Origin of the sequence: Pseudomonas sp. BNK-7 (assembly GCF_048072025.1) — a bacterium.
Taxonomy (GTDB): Bacteria; Pseudomonadota; Gammaproteobacteria; order Pseudomonadales; family Pseudomonadaceae; genus Aquipseudomonas; species Aquipseudomonas danubii.
Genome location: NZ_CP182252.1, coordinates 3117597 through 3139542, shown reverse-complemented (window position 1 = coordinate 3139542; position 21946 = coordinate 3117597). Strand labels below are relative to the sequence as shown.

The following is a 21946-nucleotide window of genomic DNA, read 5'->3' as shown; positions in this document are numbered from 1 at the left end:
GGAAAACGTATGAGCGCAAAAGTCTGGCTGGTAGGTGCAGGGCCTGGAGACCCCGAGCTGTTGACCCTCAGGGCCGTACGCGCCCTTGGCGAAGCCGATGTGGTGTTGATCGATGATCTGGTGAACAGCGCGGTGCTGGACCATTGCCCCACAGCGCGGGTCATCCCGGTGGGCAAGCGCGGTGGCTGTCGCTCCACGCCCCAGGCCTTCATTCATCGCCTGATGCTGCGCTATGCCCGGCAAGGGCGCTGCGTGGTGCGCCTCAAGGGTGGCGATCCATGCATTTTCGGGCGAGGTGGCGAGGAAGCTCAGTGGCTGAAGGAACGTGGGATCGAGGTGGAGTTGGTCAATGGCATCACCGCGGGGCTGGCGGGTGCAACCCGTTGTGATATTCCCCTGACCCTGCGAGGCGTGGCTCGGGGCGTGACCCTGGTGACCGCCCACACTCAAGATGACAGCAGCCTGAACTGGCAGGCTCTGGCTCAAAGCGGTACGACCCTGGTGATCTACATGGGGGTGGCGAAGCTGGCGGAGATTGCCGGGCACTTGCGTGACGGCGGTCTGGCAGCCGATACGCCGGTGGCGATGATTGAAAATGCCTCGCTGCCTGAACAGCGGGAATGCCGCAGCGATCTGGCGGGGATGGAGCGCGATGCCCTGCGCTTCGAGTTGAAGAGCCCGGCGATCCTGGTGATCGGTGCAGTGGCGGCCACTGAGTCCGCTGTCCAAGCCTCTGCGTGCCAAGCCTGAGCGCGCCTCTGGGCCAGGTAAATCGCAGACAAAGAAAAACCCGGCCTAGGCCGGGTTTTTCCAAGCTACAAGGCTAATTACTTAGCTTGAGCTTCAACCGATGCTTCTACGCGACGGTTAACTGCGCGACCAGCTTCAGTTGCGTTGTCGGCAACTGGGCGGGACTCACCGTAACCAACGGATTGAACGCGGTTAGCGCCAACGCCGTACTGGTTGACCAGAACTTGTTTAACGGCGTTTGCACGACGCTCAGACAGCTTCTGGTTGTAAGCGTCAGGACCGACGGAGTCAGTGTGACCTTCAACAACAGTGGTGGTCTGTGGGTACTGATTCATGAAATCAGCCAGGTTCTTGATGTCAGCGTAGCTGTTAGGCTTAACGACCGACTTGTCGAAGTCGAACTTAACGTCCAGCTCAACACGAACAACTTCAGCAACTGGAGCTTCTGGAGCTGGCTCAGGAGCTGGAGCTGGAGCTGGAGCAACTGGAGCTGGAGCGACTTTGCCGCCGCTGCCACCGAAGTTCACACCCAGACCGATAGTAGGAGCGTAGTCCCACTTGCCGTTGTCCAGCTTGTAGTCAGCTTCAACGCCGGCACGGGCGAACAGGTTGTCGGTGAAGTAGTACTTAACACCAGCGCCTGCAGTCAGGAAAGTCGACTGGTCGCGGCCGCTGTGACCGTCAGCGATCACGTTGGTCATGCTCTTGTGAGCAACACCGCCGGAAACGTATGGACGCAGAGCGTCACCCACGGTACCAAAGTGGTACTGAGCGTTCAGGCCGAAGTTGTCGCCTTTGATTTTCTGGTTACCAGTACCGTCGTTAGAACGGGTGTGGTTGGTCTTGTCGTAGGTGGCGTTCAACGACAGATCGTCGGTCAGGAAGTAACCGATCGATGCGCCTGGGTTGAAGCCGTCTTCAACGTGATTAACGCTGTCGTTGTACTGTTTTTTGTAAAACAGTTCACCCTCGACCGCGCCTTGGCCTTGCGCCAGAACGCCGAACGAAGTCACGGCAACAATAGAACCAATGGCAATGCCCAAGGTGTTTTTCAGTTTCATCCGTTAAATCCCCATCTGGTGATTGTAAAGCAGTCCCACATACCGGGGGACAACTCGGCGGTAAGTCTATCAGAACTCACCTAGACGTAAGAGATATTTGCGCCGAACTAAGTTTCAGCAATGCCTGCAAATTTCTCACGCAATTTATCAAGAGCACGTTTGTAACGCATTTTTGTAGCACTCAAACCCATATGCATGATGTCCGCGATCTCCTGAAACTCCAGTTCTGCGACAAATCGTAGCACCAGAATCTCTCGATCAATCGGGTTCACATGCACTAGCCATCGGTCAAGTCCGCCCTTCTCCTCAGGTTTCGGCGCCTTCTCTTCAGAGGCCTCCTCGAGGGGGTCAAGACTTAAAGCGTCCATCAACCGACGCTTGCGCCGCTCCTTGCGATACTGCGTGATGCATTCGTTGTACGTGATGCTATATAGCCATGTCTTGAACTTCGATTTGCCCTCAAAGTTCTTAAGGCCATACAGCACCTTCAACATCACCTCCTGACAGACATCATCCGCATCACGATCGTTCCCTAGATAACGCGCACAAACATTAAATAGGGTCCGCTGATAGCGTCGCATCAACTCTTCATAGGCGCGTGTTACGTGAAACAGCTCCGTATGTGAGCGCGCAACCAACTCCTCATCAGAGAGCTCACGGGGGTCATAGCGCGTGGATAGCGATTGGGTTTTATTCAAAACGAGTCGTGCCGACAGTCAGGTCAATGTCCGCCGCAGCCCGATGAGGGCATTTTGCGGCGGCATACATTAGCAGGGTTTGCCGGGTTAGCGGCTACTTACATGCTGCTCCAGCAAGATCCGATTGGACAGAGAGACTAGCTCACCCTCCTCGGTCAGCAATGTAGTTTTAACCGTGCCGATCTCTTCGATCTGGCCTTCGACCTCACCAACACGTACTTGTTGCCCAACCTGGTACAACTCACGCACATAGATTCCCGCAAGAATCTGTCCGGCAATTTCCCGGCTTCCCAAACCCATCGCCAGCGCAACGGCCAGACCAACGGTAATCAATACGATCACGATCACATGGTTGAGCAGGTCGGTTTTGACCTCCAACTGACTGATCGCAACGGAAATACTGATGATGATCACCAGCCCCTGGGCAATCCGTCCCAGGCCACTGGCGTAATCGAGGCCTACACCTTCCGCCGCTCCGCGCACCAGACCGTTGGCCAATTGCGCCAGCAGAACCCCCACCAACAGCACCAGCGCAGCACCGAAAACCTTCGGCAAATACAGCGCAAGCATGTCGAGCGTAGCCGAAACTCGCTCAAGGCCAAGGGATTCAGCAGCAGAAACCAGAAAAATAAGCAGAACGAACCAATAGACGATCTTGCCGATCAAGGTCGAGATCGGTACTTGCAAGCCCGCGCGGGACAGCAATTTGGTCAAGCCGGTACCGCCCATCAGGCGATCCAGGCCCAGCTTGGCCAGCAATTTCGACAACAAGGTATCCAGCAGCTTGGCCACCACGAAGCCCAGCAACAGCACCACCAGCGCGCCGAACAGGTTCGGAATGAAGTTCGCTACCTTGGTCCACAAGGCAGTCATCGCCGTGACGAGGCTCTGCGTCCAGAGATCAAGTTCCATATTCAATCAGCCTTATCAGCAGTGCGAGCAGAAGATTTACGACGGGAAACCGGCGCGATATGGGCCGATCCGTTATTCAAGGCGATCATCAGCGCCGGCAGCCAGCGGCCCAGCAGGCTGAACAGATCCCCCGCCCCAACCTGGCGGTTGGCGGTTTTCAGTACGCGGCCCAGGCAGGCATCGTCATCGCGGCTCGATGGCGAAGCTTTGAGCATGTCACGCAAAGACTGTTCAAACGGATCGTGCATACGCACCTCGGGTGATGTCTGGAAAAGACGCGATCAGATTTATTCGGGTCACATGACGCATCATCACACCCAGCGCAAACGGCGAAACAACCACCATTGTCCTAGGGCCACAGACACCAGCAGCAGGCAGGCAATGATGAATCCGTAAGGGCTGGCGGAGAACGGAATGCCGCCGACGTTGATCCCCAGAAGACCGGTGAGAAAACTCATGGGCAGGAAGATCCCGGTGATGATCCCGAAGCGATACATGGTTCGATTCATGCGTACGCTCAAGCGCCGGTCTTCGGCCTCCAGCACAAGCCCCACGCGCTCTCGAGTCAACTCCAGCTCTTCCAGGTAACGGGTAAGGCTGTTGTGCAGTTCATTCCAATAATCACCATCATCGACGGCGAACCAGGGCAGTTTTATCCGACTCAGTTGGGAGAAAATATCACGCTGCGGCGCCAGGAAACGCTTCAGTCCGGCAGCCCGGCGACGGATCTGCAAAATACTCCCATGCTCCGGGGTATACCGTTCGTCGGCATCTAGCTTTTCTTCCTCAGCATCGACCACTTCAGAGAGATCGCTGACCAGATCCTGCACTTTATGGGTCAGGTATTCGGCCATATAGAGGAGGAGCTCGGCGGCGGTTTTCGGCCCCTTGCCCTCGGCCAGTTGCACCAACAGCTCATCGGTGGCCCGCAAAGGCCGCAAGCGCAGAGAAATCACCCGTTGCGCGGACGCAAAGATGCGTACCGAGACCATGTCTTCAGGCTCAGCTCCCGGATTGAGATTGATGCCCCGCAGAAACAGCAGCAGTTCCGACTCCGGCAAGGCCAGCAAGCGCGGCCGGGTATTTTCCTCCAGCAGCAGATCACAGCTGAATTCGCTCAAGCCGCTGGAGCGGCGCAACCAGGTCTGGGTTTGTGGATGACTGCGATCCCAATGCAGCCACAGGCTTTCATGGGCCTGTAGCTGCAGATCGTCAAGCTCAGTCCGGGCTATCGAACGCGCACCACCTTCACCATCCAGCACCAGGGCATGCACCAGCCCCCATTGCGCGTTTTCTTCCTCGAACATCCTCATCCCTTGTCAGGCCAACTACTTATTCAGGCATTTTCAGCGGGCTCGGCGACACGATCACGCCGTTGTTATCGGCGTAGACATACTGGCCCGGACGGAAAGTCACACCGGCAAAGGTCACTGCCACATTGAGATCACCAATGCCACGCTTGTCGGTCTTCATCGGGTGGCTGGCCAGGGCCTGGACACCGAGATCAGTCTGCGCGATGACATCCACATCGCGAATGCAACCGTAGATCACCAGACCTTCCCAGCCATTTTTCGCCGCCTTCTCGGCCAGCAGGTCGCCCAGCAGCGCGCGACGCAGGGAACCACCGCCATCAACCACCAGTACCTTGCCGTGCCCCTTGAGTTCGACTTGCTCCTTGACCAGCGAATTGTCTTCGAAGCACTTGATGGTGACGATTTCCCCACCAAAGGAATCGCGACCACCAAAGTTGCTGAACATGGGCTCAACCACCTGTACCAGGTCCGGGTAGGCGTCGCACAGGTCGGGAGTGAGGTAATGGTTCATCGAGAAACTCCTGTAGCAGAAAGAACACGATCGAAGGTATCGGCAAGTTCCAGGGCTGCCTTGGAAATACGAACTCAAGCGGCAGATGTTTAACCCACAGTGCCTGAGAAGCTGATCGGCCTGTCGCGTATTTTGCAGCCATCTCACTGGAACGGAAAGTCGACTCAAAAACTGAATGTGACCAAAACAGCACAATGCGTCATATCTTAGCCGCAAGCGTTATCGAGCGAAATGCCCTTCTCAGAGCCTTCGCATCAGACCGCAGCCACCTGCTCGGGCGCTGAAACCAGCAACGGCGTGTGCTGATCCTTGAGCCAGCGCTCCACTAACGGCCAGACCTCAGTCTGCGCCGGCTTGCTCACCAACATCTCGACATGACCGAAATTGCTACTGAACCCTAGCTCACGACCCAGGCAGACAAATTGTTTCTGCTCGCTGGCCAACTGATCGAACAACTTGCGACAGGCCCAGGTCGGGTCCTGGTGATCCCCGGTTGCGCTGACCGCCAGCACCGGCACTGAAACCTCCGCTAGCCCTGCCCACCAATCCTTATCAGCATCGCCAAAACGACCGAACAGGCCATGCCAGCGCATGCTTTCCAAGGCCAGGCCAATGGGCTCGTCTTCCGGACCGCGCTTGAGCCGGGAACCGGAGAGTTGGGCAAAACGCTTGATGACCAGGCGCCCGCCCCACTCCACCATAGGAATTTTCAGCGGCCAGTAGGTGCGACTGACCTGGGTGCCAAAAAACGCCGCCGAAGCCACCCCTGCATCCCCCAGATACTGCCCACCCAAAGCCGCCGCCAGGGTGGTCCCCCCCAGGGAATGGCCAATCCAGTGGGGTATTTGCGCACTTTGCTCACGAACGAAGGCAGCAATCGCCGGCAGATCGTAACGCGCGTAGTCAGCCACCCGATTCTTGCGGTAATCGGCATTGCGTCGCGACAGACCGTGACCGCGCATCTCGGGAATCCACACATCAAAGCCCGCTCGGGCCAGATAGGCCCCGAGGCCAATGCCCTTGGGCGAGTACCAGAAACGCCGGTTGGAAAAACTGCCGTGAAGCAAGACCACAGGCACACCCCGGGCCTCGGGCTCATCGGCCAGCCCCAGGCGGGTCACCGCCAGCTCTACGGAGCTGTCCGGACTGTTGCCGGGTTTCAAGCGATAGACATCTTCGCTGAGGTCGCCTCGACGCTCGGCACTGATCAAGGCGACGGGAAATAGATTGCTGCTGCTTTGCATATTCTTCTTGCACAAAAAAGGGCGGCATCCAGAAGAAGCACGCCCTGCTTGAATCTTCAAGAGCCGGCCAGCCTCACGAGCGACCGGCTCTTCGTTCACCGATTACGCCGCGCCCTGGCCTTCAGCCAGGAAGAACCAGGTTTCCAGCACCGAGTCCGGGTTCAACGAAACGCTTTCAATGCCCTGCTCCATCAGCCACTTGGCCAGATCCGGATGGTCCGAAGGCCCCTGGCCGCAAATGCCGATGTACTTGCCAGCCTTGTTACAGGCGGCAATGGCATTGGCCAGCAGTTTCTTGACCGCAGGATTACGCTCGTCGAACAGGTGGGCGATGATCCCGGAGTCGCGGTCCAGGCCCAGGGTCAGCTGGGTCAGGTCGTTGGAACCGATGGAGAAACCATCGAAGTACTCGAGGAACTCGTCAGCCAGAATGGCGTTGGATGGCAGTTCGCACATCATGATCACGCGCAGGCCGTTTTCGCCACGCTTGAGGCCGTTTTCAGCCAGCAGATCAACCACTTGGCTGGCTTCGCCCAAGGTACGCACGAACGGCACCATGATTTCGACGTTGGTCAGGCCCATCTCGTTGCGCACGCGTTTCAGCGCGCGGCACTCGAGCTCGAAGCAGTCACGGAAGGATTCGCTGATGTAACGCGAAGCACCGCGGAAGCCCAGCATCGGGTTTTCTTCTTCCGGCTCGTAGAGCTTGCCGCCGATCAGGTTCGCGTACTCGTTGGACTTGAAGTCCGACAGACGCACGATGACCTTCTTCGGCGTGAACGCTGCCGCCAGGGTGCTGATACCCTCGACCAGCTTGTCGACATAGAAGTCCACCGGATCGTGGTAACCGGCGATGCGCTTGTCGACGCTGTCCTTGATCTCCTGCGGCAGCCCGGCGTAATTCAACAGCGCCTTGGGGTGCACGCCGATCATGCGGTTGATGATGAATTCCAGGCGAGCCAGGCCCACGCCGGCATTGGGCAGTTGGGCGAAGTCGAAGGCGCGATCCGGGTTACCGACGTTCATCATGATCTTGAACGGCAGCTCCGGCATGGCATCCACAGAGTTCTTCTTGATGTCGAAGCCCAGTTCGCCTTCGAAGATGAAACCGGTGTCGCCCTCGGCGCAGGAAACGGTCACGCCCTGGCCATCTTTCAGCAGCTCGGTGGCGTTGCCGCAACCGACCACCGCAGGAATACCCAGCTCGCGAGCGATGATCGCCGCGTGGCAGGTACGGCCGCCACGGTTGGTGACAATGGCGCTGGCGCGCTTCATCACCGGCTCCCAGTCCGGGTCGGTCATGTCGGAGACCAGCACGTCGCCCGGCTGGACCTTGTCCATCTCGGAAACGTCCTTGATGATCCGCACCTTGCCAGCGCCGATGCGCTGGCCGATGGCACGACCTTCCACCAGCACGGTGCCGGTTTCCTTGAGCAGGTAGCGCTCCATGACATTGGCCTGGGTGCGGCTCTTCACGGTTTCCGGACGGGCCTGGACGATGTACAGCTTGCCGTCGTCGCCGTCCTTGGCCCATTCGATGTCCATCGGGCACTGGTAGTGCTTCTCGATGATCATCGCCTGCTTGGCCAGCTCGCTGACTTCCGCATCGGTCAGGCAGAAACGCGCGCGATCGGCCGCGTCCACGTCGACGGTCTTCACCGAACGCCCGGCCTTGGCTTCATCGCCGTAAATCATCTTGATCGCCTTGCTGCCCAGGTTGCGGCGCAGAATGGCCGGACGACCGGCTGCAAGGGTGTTCTTGTGGACGTAGAACTCGTCCGGATTGACCGCACCCTGAACCACGGTTTCACCCAGGCCGTAGGCGCCGGTAATGAATACCACGTCACGGAAGCCCGACTCGGTGTCGAGGGTGAACATCACGCCAGCGGTGCCGGTTTCCGAACGGACCATGCGCTGCACACCCGCAGACAAGGCCACCAGCTTGTGGTCGAAACCCTGGTGCACGCGATAGGAAATGGCGCGATCGTTGAACAGAGAAGCAAACACTTCCTTGGCCGCGCGAATCACGTTATCCACGCCACGGATGTTGAGGAAGGTTTCCTGCTGGCCGGCGAAGGAGGCGTCCGGCAAGTCTTCAGCGGTAGCCGAGGAACGTACGGCTACGGCGATGTCCGGGTTGCCCGCCGACAAAGCGGCGAAAGCGGTGCGGATTTCGGTGTTCAGGCGCTCGGGAAACTCGGCTTCCATGATCCATTGACGGATCTGCGCGCCGGTCTTGGCCAGGGCATTCACGTCATCGACATCCAGCGCATCGAGGGCGGCATGGATCTGGTCGTTCAGACCGCTCAACTCAAGAAAATCACGATAAGCCTGAGCTGTCGTGGCAAAGCCACCAGGGACCGATACGCCCGCACCTGCGAGGTTGCTGATCATCTCGCCCAGGGATGCGTTCTTGCCCCCCACATGCTCAACATCGTGTTTGCCGAGCTTATCGAGGGAAACTACGTACTCTACCAAGGTGATCTCTCCACTAACTGTGTTGGAAAAGCTCAGAAGCCGGCTGCTCTTTGGAGCGTTTGCCCGCTATATGGCCTGGACCTGGAAAATAAGTGAGAATGCGGGCCATTCCCGGCCGACAAATCGCGCCTATCATATCCAAGAATCGTCACTAGCTTAAGGCCCAAGCCGCAAATGAAACGATCTGCTTTCTTTATCTCCGACGGTACCGGCATCACAGCGGAAACCCTCGGCCAGAGCCTGTTGGCGCAGTTCGAAAACGTTACCTTCAGCAAATTCACGCGGCCGTATATCGACAGCATGGAAAAAGCGCGGGCCATGGTACAACAAATCAATATAGCCGCCGAAAAAGACGGCTATCGGCCGATTATCTTCGACACCATCGTCAATCAGGACATTCGTGAGATCCTCGCCACCTCCAATGGTTTCATGATCGACATCTTCTCGACCTTCCTCGCTCCCCTGGAACAGGAACTCAGCGAGCACTCCTCCTACTCCGTCGGCAAGTCCCATTCCATTGGCCACAACTCCAACTACATGGAACGGATCGAGGCGGTGAACTTCGCCCTGGACAACGACGACGGTGCCCGCACTCACTATTACGACAAGGCCGACCTGATCCTGGTGGGCGTGTCGCGCTGCGGCAAGACCCCGACCTGCCTGTACATGGCCATGCAATTCGGCATCCGTGCGGCCAACTACCCGCTGACCGAAGAAGATATGGAGCGCCTGCAACTGCCCAACGCCCTGCGCGCCCACAAGCACAAGCTGTTCGGCCTGACCATCGACCCGGACCGGCTCACCGCGATCCGCAACGAGCGTAAGCCCAACAGTCGCTATTCCAGCTACGCCCAGTGCGAGTTCGAAGTGCGTGAAGTGGAAAATCTGTTCCGCCGCGAAAACATTCCCCACATCAACTCCACGCATTTCTCGGTGGAGGAGATCTCGGCCAAGATCCTCGTGGAAAAAGGCGTGGAACGGCGCTTCAAGTAAGCATCGACGCCACTTCAGCCGATCCGATGTGGCAAGGACGCACCCTTGCCACATCCACACCGCCTTCAGCGTCTCACCACCCCGGCAATCCAGGCTCCTGGCTTAACGCCGCAGCCAGCGCAGCAAAGCCCTCAGTCAGTTTCCGATCATCGGCCGTGGTATTGCAGACACTGGCACGAATGAACTGCGGCACCCCTGCCTGGCCTACGGCAAAGGCCTCGGCCGTGGCCACCAGATAGTGCTGCTGCTTCAGATGCGCTTCGATCTCCGAGGCCCGCCAGGGCTCGGGAACCTGAATCCAGAAATGCGGGCATGCCTGCGGACTGCGCCACTCCAACCCTTGCAGCAAACCCGCCACCAGCCCCTTGCGGCGAGTGATCTCGGCCATTTGCTGCTGACGCAGGCGTTCGGCAATACCGTCGTCGATCCACCCGGCAGCCAGCTCCAGGACCAACGGCGTGGCCATCCAGCAGGTTGCCCGCAGCGCTGCGGCCAATCGTCCCACCAGTGGCGGCGGCCCGCACAGGAAACCGACCCGCAACCCAGCCGCCACAGCCTTGCTCAGGCTGCTGATCAACACCGTGCGCTCCGGGGCAAAATGCGCCAACGGCGCCGGGCGCCGATCCATCAGCACGGCATGGGTTTCGTCTTCAAGAATCAACAGATTGTGTCGCCGACAGACCTCGGCAATGGCCTCCCGCCGCGTCGGGGACTGCACCGCCGTGCTGGGATTCTGCAAGGTCGGCGTGCAATACAGGGCCGCCAGCCGGTGATGCCGGCACGCCTCCTCCAGCGCCTCGGGCAACAGCCCCTGCTCATCCATGGACAGCCCCAGCAGCTTGATCCCCAGCATCCGTGCAGTGCTGATCAGACCCGGATAGGTCAGGTGTTCGGTAGCCAGGGTATCCCCGGCCTTGAGCAGCGCCAGCAAGGCGACATGCAAGCCGTGCTGAGCCCCGTTGACGCAAATGACCTGCTGGGGATCAACCTGCAATCCCTCTTGGCTCAGCCAGCGGGCGCCGGCCTCGCGATAGCGCGCCAGCCCGGCTTCCGGACTGTAGCGAGCCACCTCCAGCAACCCCTGAGGATCGTCAGCCAAAGCCCGCAGACTCTGGGCGATGAAACGGCTCTCCGGCCCGGGGATATGGGTGTTGCGGCTCATGTCGAACAGCTCGGGCGACTCCGCACCCACATGACGAAAGCCGGTGTCGCGCTGACGCTGCAAACCGTCCTGACGCACGTACGTACCATCACCGACCCGCGCCACCACCTGCCCCAGGCGCTCCAGTTCGGCATAGGCACGGCTGATGGTGCCGATGGTCACGCCCAGTTGATCGGCCAGCAGCCGGTGGGGAGACAGTTTGCTACCGGGCGCCAGCAGGCCTTGCTCGATGCCCTGGTCCAGGGCCTCTGCCAGCCGCTTGTACTTGGGCCCCGAGCCCTCCTGCAACGCGGAACGCAACATTGACACCATGTCAATACTTACTTTGACAGCCATCATTTACCCCAATAACGTGCTTTACAGGTTCAATCACCGGAAATGACTCGCCAAATATAGGGGTCAATTGCCAATCACGAAAGGAATGTCAGTGTGAACACCCTCACGGCAGCGCCTAACACGCCTGTGTCATCGCGCCAGTGGCTCGCCACGCTGGTGACCTGCACCCTGTTCCTGATTGTCTGCCTGAGCTGGGGCACCACCTGGCTGGGCATCAAGATTGCCGTGGAGAGCGTGCCGCCGCTGACCGCCGCCGGGCTGCGCTTTCTGATCGCCTTCCCGCTGTTCGCCTGCTTTGCCTGGCTGCGCCGCGAACCACTGATGTTTCCCAAAGGTAGCCGCGGTTTCTTGCTGTTCGTCACCCTGTGCTACTTCAGCCTGCCCTACACCTTGCTCAACTACGGCGAGGTCCACGTCTCCTCGGGCCTGACCGCGCTGCTGTTCAGCTGCATGCCGGTGTTCATCCTGATTTTTTCCGCCTTGCTGTTGCGCGAGAAGATTCATCTGGCACAACTGCTGGGCATCGCTGTCGGCTTCGCCAGCCTGTTCCAGATCATCCGCGGCCAGGGCCTGCTCAGCGATCACAACGAACTGTCGGGGGTACTGGCGATTCTCGGCGCGGCGCTGCTGCATGCACTGTGCTACGTGGTCACCAAGAAACACGGCAGCGCCATCAGTGTCATCACCTACAACACCTTGCCAATCGGCATCGCCGGTTTACTGCTGTGCCTGGCGGGGCTGGGGATTGAGCAACCGGACTTTGCCGCCATCAGCCCGCGTTCCTGGGGCGCCTTGCTGTATCTGGGGCTGGCCGCTTCGGTGGGCGGGTTCATTGTCTACTTCTTCCTGCTCAAGCGACTGAACCCGGTGATCCTGTCCTTCGTGTTCATCATTTTCCCGGTGTTCGCGATGATCATCGGCGCCTGGTACGAAGGACAGAGCCTGTCCCGGGACTTGCTGCTGTACTCCGCCACCCTGCTCGGCGGCTTTGCCATCACCAAATTGCCATTGGATAAATGGCTGTCCAGAACACCTGCCCAAGACTAAAGGAACTCAGTAGCGGCGAGTTTGCTCACCAACCCCATCGGAACGCCGGGTCCGCCCGGCGAACCGGTGTCATCACTGACATTCATCGCGAGCAAGCTCGTCCCTACAAAGGGAGAAGGTTGCCTCAGATCACCAGCAGATCGACGAACCTATGCACCGGTGTTGCCTCCAGGCGTGCCGGGTCCTTGCACAGTTGGAAAATCTGCGTCGAACGCTGGGCGGTGAAGCGCGTGGCCAGGTTGGCCTTGAACTTGTCCTCCAGCAATGGAATGCCTTCGGCGCGGCGACGACGGTGACCGATGGGATATTCCACCGCCACCTGCTCGGTACTGGAGCCGTCCTTGAAGAACACCTGCACGGCATTGGCGATGGAGCGCTTGTCGGCCTCCAGGTATTCCCGGGTGTAACGCGGGTCTTCGACGATCTCCATCTTGCCCCGCAACTGATCGATGATCGGATGCGCAGCGTGGAAATCATCTTCGTAGTGCTCGGCCACCAAGGTGCCGAACGCCAGGGGCACGGCGGTCATGTATTGCAGGCAATGATCACGATCGGCGGCATTGGCCAAGGGGCCGACCTTGGAAATGATGCGGATCGCCGATTCATGGGTGGTGATGACGATCCGGTCGATCTCGGGCAAGCGATTGCGCACCAGGGGATGCAGAGTCACCGCCGCTTCACAGGCAGTCTGCGCGTGGAACTCCGCTGGGAAGCTGATCTTGAACAGTACGTTTTCCATCACGTAACTGGCGTACTTCTGCGGCAGGCTGAAACAGCGCTGCGCCTCGGGCTTCAACGCCAGGTCCTTGTTGGTGTGACTGAACAGCACGTCATAGAAGCCCCATTGCGGCGCCGTCAGGACGCCGGGAATCCCCATCTCGCCACGCAGGGCGATGTCCGCCAGGCGCACCCCACGGCTTGAAGCATCGCCCGCCGCCCAGGATTTGCGCGAACCGGCATTGGGGGCATGACGATAGGTCCGCAGCGCCTGGCCGTCGACAAAGGCATGGGACAGCGCCGCCAGCAACTGCTCGCGGTTGGCGCCCATCAACTTGGCGCAGACCGCTGTGGAGGCCACCTTTACCAACAGCACATGATCGAGACCGACCCGGTTGAAGGAGTTTTCCAGGGCCATCACCCCCTGGATCTCATGGGCCATGACCATCGCTCGCAACACATCGCCCATGGTCAACGGCGCTTCACCATTGGCCACACGCTTTTGCGAGAGATGGTCGGCCACCGCGAGAATGCCGCCGAGGTTGTCCGAAGGATGCCCCCATTCGGCCGCGAGCCAGGTGTCGTTGTAATCCAGCCAACGCACGATGCAGCCGATGTCCCAGGCCGCCTTGACCGGGTCCAGACGATAGCTGGTGCCGGGAACCCGGGCACCGAAGGGCACCACCGTGCCTTCGACAATCGGTCCCAGGTGCTTGGTGCATTCAGGGAAACGCAGGGCCAGCAAGCCGCAGCCCAAGGTATCCATCAGGCAATTGCGGGCGGTATCGAGGGCTTCCCGGGAGTCGATGACGTAGTCCAGGACATAGTCGGCAATGTCCTGCAAAACCGGGTCGTAATCGGGACGGTTGTTCAGGTCAACGTTGGCGCTCATGAGTGCTTCACTCCTGTTGCAAGGTTGTGAGTGGCGGTAATTCCTCAGGTACAGGTCAATAACGGCATGGCAGGTCTGCGCCTGCTCAGCGATTCAATAACAACATCACGACTGGCGGTGGTGGCGAGGGAGCAAGCCCCACCACCACGCCAGCGTGGCTCTGCTTAGAAACTGTCGCCAGGCACTCGCACCCAGCCTTCCATCAGCACTCGGGCGCTGCGGCTCATGATGGCCTTGACCACGGTCCAGTCAGCGCCGCTTTGAGTGGCTTCGGCGCCGACACGCAAGGTGCCCGAAGGGTGACCAAAACGCACCGCGCTGCGCGCACCGCCACCGGCCGCCAGATTGACCAGGGTCCCGGGAATTGCCGCCGCGGTGCCGATGGCCACCGCGGCGGTGCCCATCATCGCGTGATGCAGCTTGCCCATGGACATGGCCCGCACCAGCAGGTCGACGTCCCCGGCCTTGATCGCCTTGCCGCTGGAAGCCTGGTAATCCGCCGGCGGCGCCACAAAGGCCACTTTCGGCGTGTGCTGACGCTGGGCGGCTTGGTCAAGGTGCTGAATCAGGCCCATGCGCAGGGCACCGTGGGCGCGGATGGTCTCGAACATCGCCAGGGCCTTGGGGTCGCCATTGATGTCGCCCTGCAGTTCGGTGCCGCGATAACCGATGTCCGCCGCGTTGACAAAGATCGTCGGAATCCCGGCATTGATCAGAGTCGCCTTGAAGGTGCCGACACCGGGGACTTCCAAGTCGTCCACCAGGTTGCCGGTGGGGAACATCGAACCACCGGCGCCCTCTTCCTCGGCCGCCGGATCGAGGAATTCCAGCTGCACTTCGGCCGCCGGAAAGGTCACCCCATCCAGCTCGAAATCACCGGTTTCCTGAACCTCGCCGTTGGTGATCGGCACGTGGGCGATGATGCTCTTGCCGATATTCGCTTGCCAGATGCGCACCACCGCCACGCCGTTCTGCGGAATGCGCGCCGGGTCCACCAGGCCACTGCTGATGGCGAACGAACCGACCGCCGCCGAGAGGTTGCCGCAGTTGCCGCTCCAGTCGACGAAGGCCTTGTCGATGGCCACCTGACCGAACAGGTAATCGACGTCGTGATCGGCCTTGATGCTCTTGGACAGGATCACCGTCTTGCTGGTGCTGGAGGTGGCACCGCCCATGCCGTCGATCTGCTTGTCATAGGGATCGGGGCTGCCGATCACCCGCAGCAGCAGGGCATCGCGGGCCGCGCCCGGCAACTGCGCGGCCTCGGGCAGGTCCTGCAGGTTGAAGAACACACCCTTGCTGGTGCCGCCACGCATGTAGGTGGCGGGAATCTTGATCTGCGCTACAAATGCCATGAATTTCAGGTCCCGATAATGACCGGGGGCGGTGCCTTGCGACCCGCCCCCGGTACGTTGCTTAGCTGGCTACGGCCGATTCCAGGAAGTCCTGGGCGAAGCGTTGCAGCACCCCACCCGCCTCGTAGATCGACACTTCTTCGGCGGTGTCGAGGCGGCAGGTAACCGGCACCTCCAACCGCTCGCCGTTGCGGCGGTTGATCACCAGGGTCAACTGCGCCCGTGGCGTGCGTTCGCCGATCACGTCGTAGGTTTCAGTGCCGTCGATGCCCAGGGTCTTGCGGTCGGTGCCCGCGAGGAACTCCAGGGGCAGCACGCCCATGCCCACCAGGTTGGTGCGGTGGATGCGCTCGAAGCCTTCGGCGACGATGGCTTCCACGCCCGCCAGGCGCACGCCCTTGGCCGCCCAGTCGCGGGACGAGCCCTGGCCATAGTCGGCGCCGGCAATGATGATCAGCGGCTGCTTGCGCTGCATGTAGGTTTCGATGGCTTCCCACATCCGCGTCACTTTGCCTTCCGGCTCGATGCGCGCCAGGGAACCCTGCTTGACCTTGCCGTTTTCCTCGACCATTTCGTTGAACAGTTTCGGGTTGGCAAAGGTCGCGCGCTGAGCGGTCAGGTGGTCGCCACGGTGGGTCGCGTAGGAGTTGAAGTCCTCCTCCGGCAGGCCCATTTTCGCCAGGTACTCACCCGCCGCACTGTCGAGCATGATGGCGTTGGACGGCGACAGGTGGTCGGTGGTGATGTTGTCCGGCAGCACTGCCAGCGGGCGCATGCCCTTGAGGCTGCGCTCGCCGGCCAGGGCCCCTTCCCAATACGGCGGACGGCGAATGTAGGTGCTCTGCGGGCGCCAGTCGTACAGCGGCTCGACTTTCGGACCGGTGTCTTCGTGGATGGCGAACATCGGAATGTAGACCTTGCGGAACTGCTCCGGCTTCACCGCTGCCTTGACCACGGCGTCGATTTCTTCGTCGCTCGGCCAGATGTCCTTGAGGCGGATTTCCCGGCCGTTGGCGTCCAGGCCCAGCACGTCCTTCTCGATATCGAAGCGGATGGTGCCGGCAATCGCGTAGGCCACCACCAGCGGCGGCGAAGCCAGGAACGCCTGCTTGGCATAGGGGTGGATACGCCCGTCGAAGTTGCGGTTGCCCGAGAGCACAGCGGTGGCGTACAGGTCGCGATCGATGATCTCTTTCTGGATCACCGGGTCCAGGGCGCCGGACATGCCGTTGCAAGTGGTGCAGGCAAAAGCCACCACGCCAAAGCCCAGCTGTTCCAGTTCATGGCCCAGGCCGGCTTCTTCCAGGTACATGGCCACGGTTTTCGAACCTGGAGCCAGGGACGACTTGACCCACGGCTTGCGGGTCAACCCCAGCTTGTTGGCGTTGCGCGCCAGCAGGCCGGCAGCAATCACGTTGCGCGGGTTGCTGGTGTTGGTGCAACTGGTGATGGCGGCGATGATCACTGCGCCGTCGGGCATCTGCCCCGGCACTTCGGACCACTGCCCGGCAATGCCCTTGGCCGCCAGGTCGCGGGTGGCGACCCGGGCGTGGGGGTTGCTCGGCCCGGCCATGTTGCGCACCACCGACGACAGGTCGAACTGCAGGCCGCGCTCGTAACGCGCGCTCTTCAGGCTGTCGGCCCACAGGCCGGTGTGCTTGGCGTAGCTCTCCACCAGACGCACTTGTTCGTCTTCACGACCGGTGAGCTTGAGGTAATCGATGGTCTGCTGGTCGATGTAGAACATCGCCGCAGTGGCACCGTATTCCGGGGCCATGTTGGAGATGGTGGCGCGGTCGCCCAGGGTCAGGGCCGCGGCGCCTGCGCCGAAGAACTCCAGCCAGGCCCCGACCACTTTCTGCTTGCGCAGGAACTCGGTCAGCGCCAGCACCATGTCGGTGGCGGTGATCCCCGGTTGCAGCTTGCCGGTGAGCTCGACACCGATGATTTCCGGCAAGCGCATCCACGAAGCGCGACCGAGCATGACGTTCTCGGCTTCCAGGCCGCCGACGCCGATGGCGATCACGCCCAGGGCGTCCACGTGCGGGGTGTGGCTGTCGGTGCCGACGCAGGTATCCGGGAAGGCCACGCCGTCGCGCACCTGGATCACCGGGGACATTTTCTCCAGGTTGATCTGGTGCATGATGCCGTTGCCCGGCGGGATCACGTCGACGTTCTTGAAGGCTTTCTTGGTCCAGTTGATGAAGTGGAAACGGTCTTCGTTGCGCCGGTCTTCGATGGCGCGGTTCTTGTCGAAAGCGTCCGGATCGAAGCCGCCGCACTCCACGGCCAGGGAGTGGTCGACGATCAACTGGGTCGGCACCACCGGGTTGACCAGCGCTGGATCACCGCCCTGGTCGGCGATGGCGTCGCGCAGGCCGGCCAGGTCCACCAACGCAGTCTGGCCAAGGATGTCATGGCACACCACGCGGGCTGGGAACCAGGGAAAGTCCAGGTCGTCACGACGTTCGATCAACTGGCCCAGGGACGCCTTGAGGGTCGCCGGATCACAGCGACGCACCAGGTTCTCCGCCAGCACGCGGGAGGTATAGGGCAGGCTGTCGTAAGCGCCTGGCTGAAGCGCATCGACCGCCGCACGGGCGTCGAAGTAGTCCAGCTGGCTGCCGGGCAGCGTCTTGCGAAATTCAGTGTTCATGGTCAGGGGACTCGATCACGGTAGTTTCAAAGGGAGCGCCTGGCACCGTGTTGAATGGACATCTATCCCTTGTCGGAGCGAGCTTGCTCGCGATGACTGAATCAGATCCGACATTGCTGTCGGCTGATCCATCGCTATCGCGAGCAAGGTCGCTCCTACAGGTTTGTGGTTCATTCAAGCCACAGTGCCGGCGCCCTCCCGGTCAGCGGCGTTCGATTGGCACGAACTTGCGCTGTTCAACGCCGATGTACTCGGCGCTTGGACGGATGATGCGGTTGTTGCCACGCTGTTCGAACACATGAGCAGCCCAGCCGGTCAGGCGCGAACACACGAAGATCGGCGTGAACAACTTGGTGGGAATACCCATGAAGTGGTACGCCGAGGCGTGGTAGAAGTCGGCGTTGGGGAAGAGTTTCTTCTGCTCCCACATGGTCTTGTCGATGGCTTCGGATACCGGGAACAGCACCTTGTCGCCCACTTCGTCGGCGAGCTTCTTCGACCAGCCCTTGATCACCTCGTTGCGCGGGTCGTTGTCTTTGTAGATCGCGTGACCAAAGCCCATGATCTTGTCCTTGCGCTCCAGCATCCGCAGCAACTCGGCAGTCGCCTCCTCGGGGCTCTGGAAGCGCTCGATCAGCTCCATGGCTGCCTCGTTGGCACCACCGTGCAGCGGGCCGCGCAGCGAACCGATGGCTGCAGTAATGCACGAGTACAGGTCCGACAGGGTCGAGGCACAGACCCGGGCGGTGAAGGTGGAAGCGTTGAATTCGTGCTCGGCGTAAAGGATCAGCGAGACGTTCATCACCTTGACGTGCAAGTCGCTGGGCTTCTTGCCGTGCAGCAAGTGCAGGAAGTGGCCACCGATGGTCTGCTCGTCGCTGACACAGCTGATGCGCACGCCTTCGTGGCTGAAGCGGTACCAGTAGCACATGATCGCCGGGAAGGCCGCCAGCAGGCGGTCGGTGACGTCATGCTGTTGGGAGAAGTCCTTCTCCGGCTCGATGTTGCCGAGGAACGAGCAACCGGTGCGCATCACGTCCATCGGATGGGCCTGGGCCGGAATCCGCTCCAGCACTTCCTTGAGCGCCTGAGGCAGGTCCCGCAGCTTGCTCAGCTTGGCGCTGTAGGCGGCCAACTGTTCCTGGGTCGGCAGATCGCCGTACAACAGCAGGTAGGCCACTTCCTCGAACTGCGCATCGGCCGCCAGTTCGCGCACGTCATAGCCGCGATAGGTCAACCCGGCACCGGCCTGGCCCACGGTGGACAGCGCGGTTTGCCCGGCCACCTGGCCGCGCAGACCTGCGCCACTCAATACTTTTGCTTCGGCCATTGCTCTCTCCAATCTTGAATTTGTTAGGGACTTGGCAACTTCATCAACGGTTTGTTCGTGGTTCGCGAATCAACCTTTCTTCTGCGCGAACAGCGCGTCGAGCTTCTGCTCGAAGCTGTGGTAGTCGATGCGCTCGTAGAGCTCCATGCGGGTCTGCATGGTGTCGATCACGTTCTGCTGGGTGCCGTCGCGACGGATCGCGGTGTAGACGTTTTCCGCCGCCTTGTTCATGGCGCGGAACGCCGACAGCGGGTACAGCACCAGGGAAACATCCACGGATTTCAGTTGTTCGGTGGTGTACAGCGGGGTCGCGCCGAATTCGGTGATGTTGGCCAGGATCGGCGCCTTCACCCGGTCGGCGAAGATCTTGTACATCTCAAGCTCGGTGATGGCTTCCGGGAACACCATGTCGGCACCGGCCTCGATGCACGCCGCGGCGCGCTCCAGGGCCGACTCCAGGCCTTCCACCGCCAAAGCATCGGTACGCGCCATGATCACGAAACTGTCGTCGGTGCGAGCATCCACCGCGGCCTTGATGCGGTCGACCATTTCCTGCTGGGACACGATCTCTTTATTAGGACGGTGACCGCAGCGCTTGGCGCCGACCTGGTCCTCGATGTGGATCGCCGCCGCGCCGAACTTGATCATCGACTTGACAGTGCGGGCCACGTTGAAGGCCGAGGAGCCGAAGCCGGTGTCCACGTCCACCAGCAGCGGCAGGTCGCAGACGTCGGTGATGCGGCGCACGTCGGTGAGGACGTCGTCGAGGCCGGTGATGCCCAGGTCAGGCACGCCGAGGGAACCGGCGGCGACCCCGCCGCCAGACAGGTAGATCGCCTTGAAGCCGGCGCGCTTGGCCAGCAGGGCGTGGTTGGCGTTGATCGTGCCCACCACTTGCAATGGCTGTTCGCTGGCGACCGCATCGCGGAAACGCTGGCCTGGAGTGCTCTTGTTGGAACTCATGACTCACCTCGTGGAGTGGCTGTCTGATGGGCGCTGTCCTGGTAGTGACGCGCGATGTTGCGTTTCGAGGCGCCGATGTGGCGGCGCATCAGTAGCTCGGCCAGTTCGCCGTCGCGATCGGCAATGGCGTCGAGAATCCGGTGGTGTTCGGCAAAGGCCTGGTGCGGGCGGTTGGGGGTCGCGGAGAACTGGATGCGATACATGCGCACCAACTGATACAGCTCGCCACAGAGCATTTGCGTGAGGGTGCGGTTGCCCGCGCCCTGGATGATCCGGTAGTGGAAGTCGAAATCCCCTTCCTGCTGGTAGTAGCCGACCCCGGCCTGGAACGCCGCATCGCGCTCATGGGTATCGAGCACCCGGCGCAATTCGTCGATTTCCTCGCTGGTCATGCGCTCCGCCGCCAGGCGACAGGCCATGCCCTCCAGGGATTCGCGGATTTCGTAGAGTTCGATCAGCTCGGCGTGGCTCAGGGATACCACCCGGGCCCCGACATGAGGCACACGCACCAACAGGCGCTGGCCTTCCAGGCGGTGGATGGCTTCGCGCAGCGGGCCGCGACTGATGCCGTAGGTTCGGGCCAGCTCAGGCTCGGAGATCTTGCTGCCCGGGGCGATCTCGCCCTTGACGATGGCGGCCTGGATGCGCCGGAAGACGTTTTCGGACAGGGTCTCAGAATCGTCCTGTGTCGGCAGCGGATGTTCCAGTTGATCCAACATATTGTCGACACCTTTAAAATCAATGAGGCAAAAACTAGCCAATACCCCCAAAACAGTCAAAGGAAAAATTGAGATTGTCGACAATCGTCTAATAACCCTTTGCACCCAAACGAGACAAAAGGCCCGCCCCCGACGCTGGCGCCATAAAACCAGCATGCTAGAATGCTGCCCGCATTGGCCTGTCATCTTTTTATGACACGCATACGAGGGAGCTTGCGCAGCAATGCCGGTCGCCTTGAACTGAAGAACCCAAGCCCATCAGGATCTATGAGACTCAAGGCCCTTCCCCTACTCCTCTGTCTGCCTGCCCTGCCCGGTCTCAGTGCCGCCGCCGGCAAGACGGTCTACGGTTTGAACGAGTACGCGCATCTATCAGGTATCGACCTGGAAGTTGCTGCCAAGCTCGACACCGGCGCCAAGACTGCGTCCTTAAGTGCCCGCGACATCAAGCGCTTCAAGCGCAATGGCGAGTCCTGGGTGCGTTTCTACCTGGCCATCGACACCGCCCATTCCCACCCCATCGAACGGCCCCTGGCCCGGGTCAGCAAGATCAAGCGCCGCGCCGGCGACTATGATCCCGATGAGGACAAGAACTACACCGCGCGCCCGGTGATCGCTCTGGATGTCTGCATGGGCAGTGCCTTGCGCAGCATCGAAGTGAACCTGACCGACCGCAGCACTTTCCAATACCCGCTGCTGATTGGCTCCGAAGCGCTGAAACGCTTCGATGCGCTGGTCGACCCCAGTCTTAAATACGCTGCTGGCAAACCCGCCTGCGCCACCGACGCTCATACCGCAGAGTAATTCCA

The 21946-nt window shown here is 60.6% G+C and carries 19 protein-coding genes; 4 read left to right on the top strand and 15 right to left on the bottom strand.

Annotation, left to right across the window (positions count from 1 at the left end; genetic code table 11):
- Positions 1-9 precede the first annotated feature (9 nt).
- A complete protein-coding gene (gene cobA / locus ACMGF8_RS14690) occupies positions 10-750 on the top strand; it encodes a uroporphyrinogen-III C-methyltransferase (RefSeq protein WP_115581934.1) in 741 nt (246 codons plus the stop codon).
- A 77-nt stretch (positions 751-827) separates the two neighbouring features.
- Here cobA and ACMGF8_RS14685 read toward each other — a convergent pair whose 3' ends face one another.
- The 8 genes from ACMGF8_RS14685 to ppsA all read right to left on the bottom strand — a co-directional run bounded on the left by ACMGF8_RS14685 (position 828) and on the right by ppsA (position 8967).
- On the bottom strand, positions 828-1811 hold the full coding sequence (locus tag ACMGF8_RS14685; RefSeq protein ID WP_416760031.1) for an OmpA family protein: 984 nt from the start codon (positions 1809-1811) through the stop codon (positions 828-830).
- A gap of 107 nt (positions 1812-1918) precedes the next feature.
- Entirely contained in the window at positions 1919-2509 is a 591-nt protein-coding gene (sigX, locus tag ACMGF8_RS14680; protein WP_011060195.1) for an RNA polymerase sigma factor SigX, read from the bottom strand.
- An 87-nt stretch (positions 2510-2596) separates the two neighbouring features.
- A complete protein-coding gene (locus ACMGF8_RS14675) occupies positions 2597-3421 on the bottom strand; it encodes a mechanosensitive ion channel family protein (RefSeq protein ID WP_016964357.1) in 825 nt (274 codons plus the stop codon).
- 2 nt (positions 3422-3423) lie between these two features.
- Entirely contained in the window at positions 3424-3669 is a 246-nt protein-coding gene (locus ACMGF8_RS14670) for a hypothetical protein (protein WP_011060193.1), read from the bottom strand.
- A gap of 63 nt (positions 3670-3732) precedes the next feature.
- Positions 3733-4728 (bottom strand): zinc transporter ZntB, encoded by a 996-nt coding sequence (locus tag ACMGF8_RS14665; protein WP_102863847.1) that lies wholly within the window; start codon positions 4726-4728, stop codon positions 3733-3735.
- A gap of 25 nt (positions 4729-4753) precedes the next feature.
- Entirely contained in the window at positions 4754-5245 is a 492-nt protein-coding gene (gene rraA, locus ACMGF8_RS14660; protein ID WP_102863848.1) for a ribonuclease E activity regulator RraA, read from the bottom strand.
- 254 nt (positions 5246-5499) lie between these two features.
- On the bottom strand, positions 5500-6489 hold the full coding sequence (locus ACMGF8_RS14655) for an alpha/beta fold hydrolase (protein WP_102878971.1): 990 nt from the start codon (positions 6487-6489) through the stop codon (positions 5500-5502).
- Positions 6490-6591: 102 nt separating this feature from the next.
- The gene (ppsA, locus tag ACMGF8_RS14650) at positions 6592-8967 is read right to left on the bottom strand and encodes a phosphoenolpyruvate synthase (protein WP_102863850.1); all 2376 of its coding nucleotides are present in this window, start codon (positions 8965-8967) and stop codon (positions 6592-6594) included.
- A gap of 174 nt (positions 8968-9141) precedes the next feature.
- Between ppsA and ACMGF8_RS14645 the strand changes: the two genes are divergently transcribed.
- Positions 9142-9960 carry a pyruvate, water dikinase regulatory protein gene (locus ACMGF8_RS14645; protein ID WP_102863851.1) on the top strand — a complete coding sequence of 273 codons (819 nt, stop codon included), beginning with the start codon at positions 9142-9144 and terminating at the stop codon, positions 9958-9960.
- Between the two features lie 73 nt (positions 9961-10033).
- On the opposite strand, the gene ACMGF8_RS14640 is transcribed toward ACMGF8_RS14645, so the two are convergent.
- On the bottom strand, positions 10034-11458 hold the full coding sequence (locus ACMGF8_RS14640; protein ID WP_115582487.1) for a PLP-dependent aminotransferase family protein: 1425 nt from the start codon (positions 11456-11458) through the stop codon (positions 10034-10036).
- A gap of 93 nt (positions 11459-11551) precedes the next feature.
- Here ACMGF8_RS14640 and ACMGF8_RS14635 point away from each other — a divergent pair, with 93 nt between their 5' ends.
- Positions 11552-12505 (top strand): DMT family transporter, encoded by a 954-nt coding sequence (locus tag ACMGF8_RS14635; RefSeq protein ID WP_416760026.1) that lies wholly within the window; start codon positions 11552-11554, stop codon positions 12503-12505.
- A gap of 124 nt (positions 12506-12629) precedes the next feature.
- Here ACMGF8_RS14635 and prpD read toward each other — a convergent pair whose 3' ends face one another.
- The 6 genes from prpD to ACMGF8_RS14605 all read right to left on the bottom strand — a co-directional run bounded on the left by prpD (position 12630) and on the right by ACMGF8_RS14605 (position 21137).
- Complete coding sequence (gene prpD, locus ACMGF8_RS14630; protein WP_207167306.1) at positions 12630-14114, bottom strand: 2-methylcitrate dehydratase; 1485 nt, start codon at positions 14112-14114, stop codon at positions 12630-12632.
- 164 nt (positions 14115-14278) lie between these two features.
- The gene (gene prpF, locus ACMGF8_RS14625) at positions 14279-15469 is read right to left on the bottom strand and encodes a 2-methylaconitate cis-trans isomerase PrpF (protein WP_102863854.1); all 1191 of its coding nucleotides are present in this window, start codon (positions 15467-15469) and stop codon (positions 14279-14281) included.
- 61 nt (positions 15470-15530) lie between these two features.
- Complete coding sequence (gene acnD, locus ACMGF8_RS14620) at positions 15531-18125, bottom strand: Fe/S-dependent 2-methylisocitrate dehydratase AcnD (protein ID WP_102863855.1); 2595 nt, start codon at positions 18123-18125, stop codon at positions 15531-15533.
- A 202-nt stretch (positions 18126-18327) separates the two neighbouring features.
- A complete protein-coding gene (gene prpC, locus ACMGF8_RS14615; protein WP_115581930.1) occupies positions 18328-19455 on the bottom strand; it encodes a bifunctional 2-methylcitrate synthase/citrate synthase in 1128 nt (375 codons plus the stop codon).
- Between the two features lie 69 nt (positions 19456-19524).
- Positions 19525-20418, bottom strand: a complete 894-nt coding sequence (gene prpB / locus ACMGF8_RS14610) for a methylisocitrate lyase (RefSeq protein ID WP_102863857.1) — start codon at positions 20416-20418, stop codon at positions 19525-19527.
- Positions 20415-21137: a GntR family transcriptional regulator gene (locus tag ACMGF8_RS14605; RefSeq protein ID WP_102863858.1), complete on the bottom strand. Its 723-nt coding sequence runs from the start codon at positions 21135-21137 to the stop codon at positions 20415-20417. The genes prpB and ACMGF8_RS14605 overlap by 4 nt, the downstream gene beginning before the upstream one ends.
- 267 nt (positions 21138-21404) lie before the next feature.
- Here ACMGF8_RS14605 and ACMGF8_RS14600 point away from each other — a divergent pair, with 267 nt between their 5' ends.
- Entirely contained in the window at positions 21405-21941 is a 537-nt protein-coding gene (locus tag ACMGF8_RS14600) for an ATP-dependent zinc protease (protein ID WP_102863859.1), read from the top strand.
- Positions 21942-21946: the final 5 nt, after the last annotated feature.

Coding starts and splice junctions, on each gene's coding strand:
- cobA (WP_115581934.1), top strand. CDS start 10: ATGAGCGCAAAAGTCTGGCTGGTAGGTGCAGGGCCTGGAGACCCCGAG.
- ACMGF8_RS14685 (WP_416760031.1), bottom strand. CDS start 1,811: ATGAAACTGAAAAACACCTTGGGCATTGCCATTGGTTCTATTGTTGCC.
- ACMGF8_RS14675 (WP_016964357.1), bottom strand. CDS start 3,421: ATGGAACTTGATCTCTGGACGCAGAGCCTCGTCACGGCGATGACTGCC.
- ACMGF8_RS14670 (WP_011060193.1), bottom strand. CDS start 3,669: ATGCACGATCCGTTTGAACAGTCTTTGCGTGACATGCTCAAAGCTTCG.
- ACMGF8_RS14665 (WP_102863847.1), bottom strand. CDS start 4,728: ATGTTCGAGGAAGAAAACGCGCAATGGGGGCTGGTGCATGCCCTGGTG.
- rraA (WP_102863848.1), bottom strand. CDS start 5,245: ATGAACCATTACCTCACTCCCGACCTGTGCGACGCCTACCCGGACCTG.
- ACMGF8_RS14655 (WP_102878971.1), bottom strand. CDS start 6,489: ATGCAAAGCAGCAGCAATCTATTTCCCGTCGCCTTGATCAGTGCCGAG.
- ACMGF8_RS14645 (WP_102863851.1), top strand. CDS start 9,142: ATGAAACGATCTGCTTTCTTTATCTCCGACGGTACCGGCATCACAGCG.
- ACMGF8_RS14640 (WP_115582487.1), bottom strand. CDS start 11,458: ATGGCTGTCAAAGTAAGTATTGACATGGTGTCAATGTTGCGTTCCGCG.
- prpD (WP_207167306.1), bottom strand. CDS start 14,114: ATGAGCGCCAACGTTGACCTGAACAACCGTCCCGATTACGACCCGGTT.
- prpF (WP_102863854.1), bottom strand. CDS start 15,469: ATGGCATTTGTAGCGCAGATCAAGATTCCCGCCACCTACATGCGTGGC.
- acnD (WP_102863855.1), bottom strand. CDS start 18,125: ATGAACACTGAATTTCGCAAGACGCTGCCCGGCAGCCAGCTGGACTAC.
- prpC (WP_115581930.1), bottom strand. CDS start 19,455: ATGGCCGAAGCAAAAGTATTGAGTGGCGCAGGTCTGCGCGGCCAGGTG.
- prpB (WP_102863857.1), bottom strand. CDS start 20,418: ATGAGTTCCAACAAGAGCACTCCAGGCCAGCGTTTCCGCGATGCGGTC.
- ACMGF8_RS14605 (WP_102863858.1), bottom strand. CDS start 21,137: ATGTTGGATCAACTGGAACATCCGCTGCCGACACAGGACGATTCTGAG.
- ACMGF8_RS14600 (WP_102863859.1), top strand. CDS start 21,405: ATGAGACTCAAGGCCCTTCCCCTACTCCTCTGTCTGCCTGCCCTGCCC.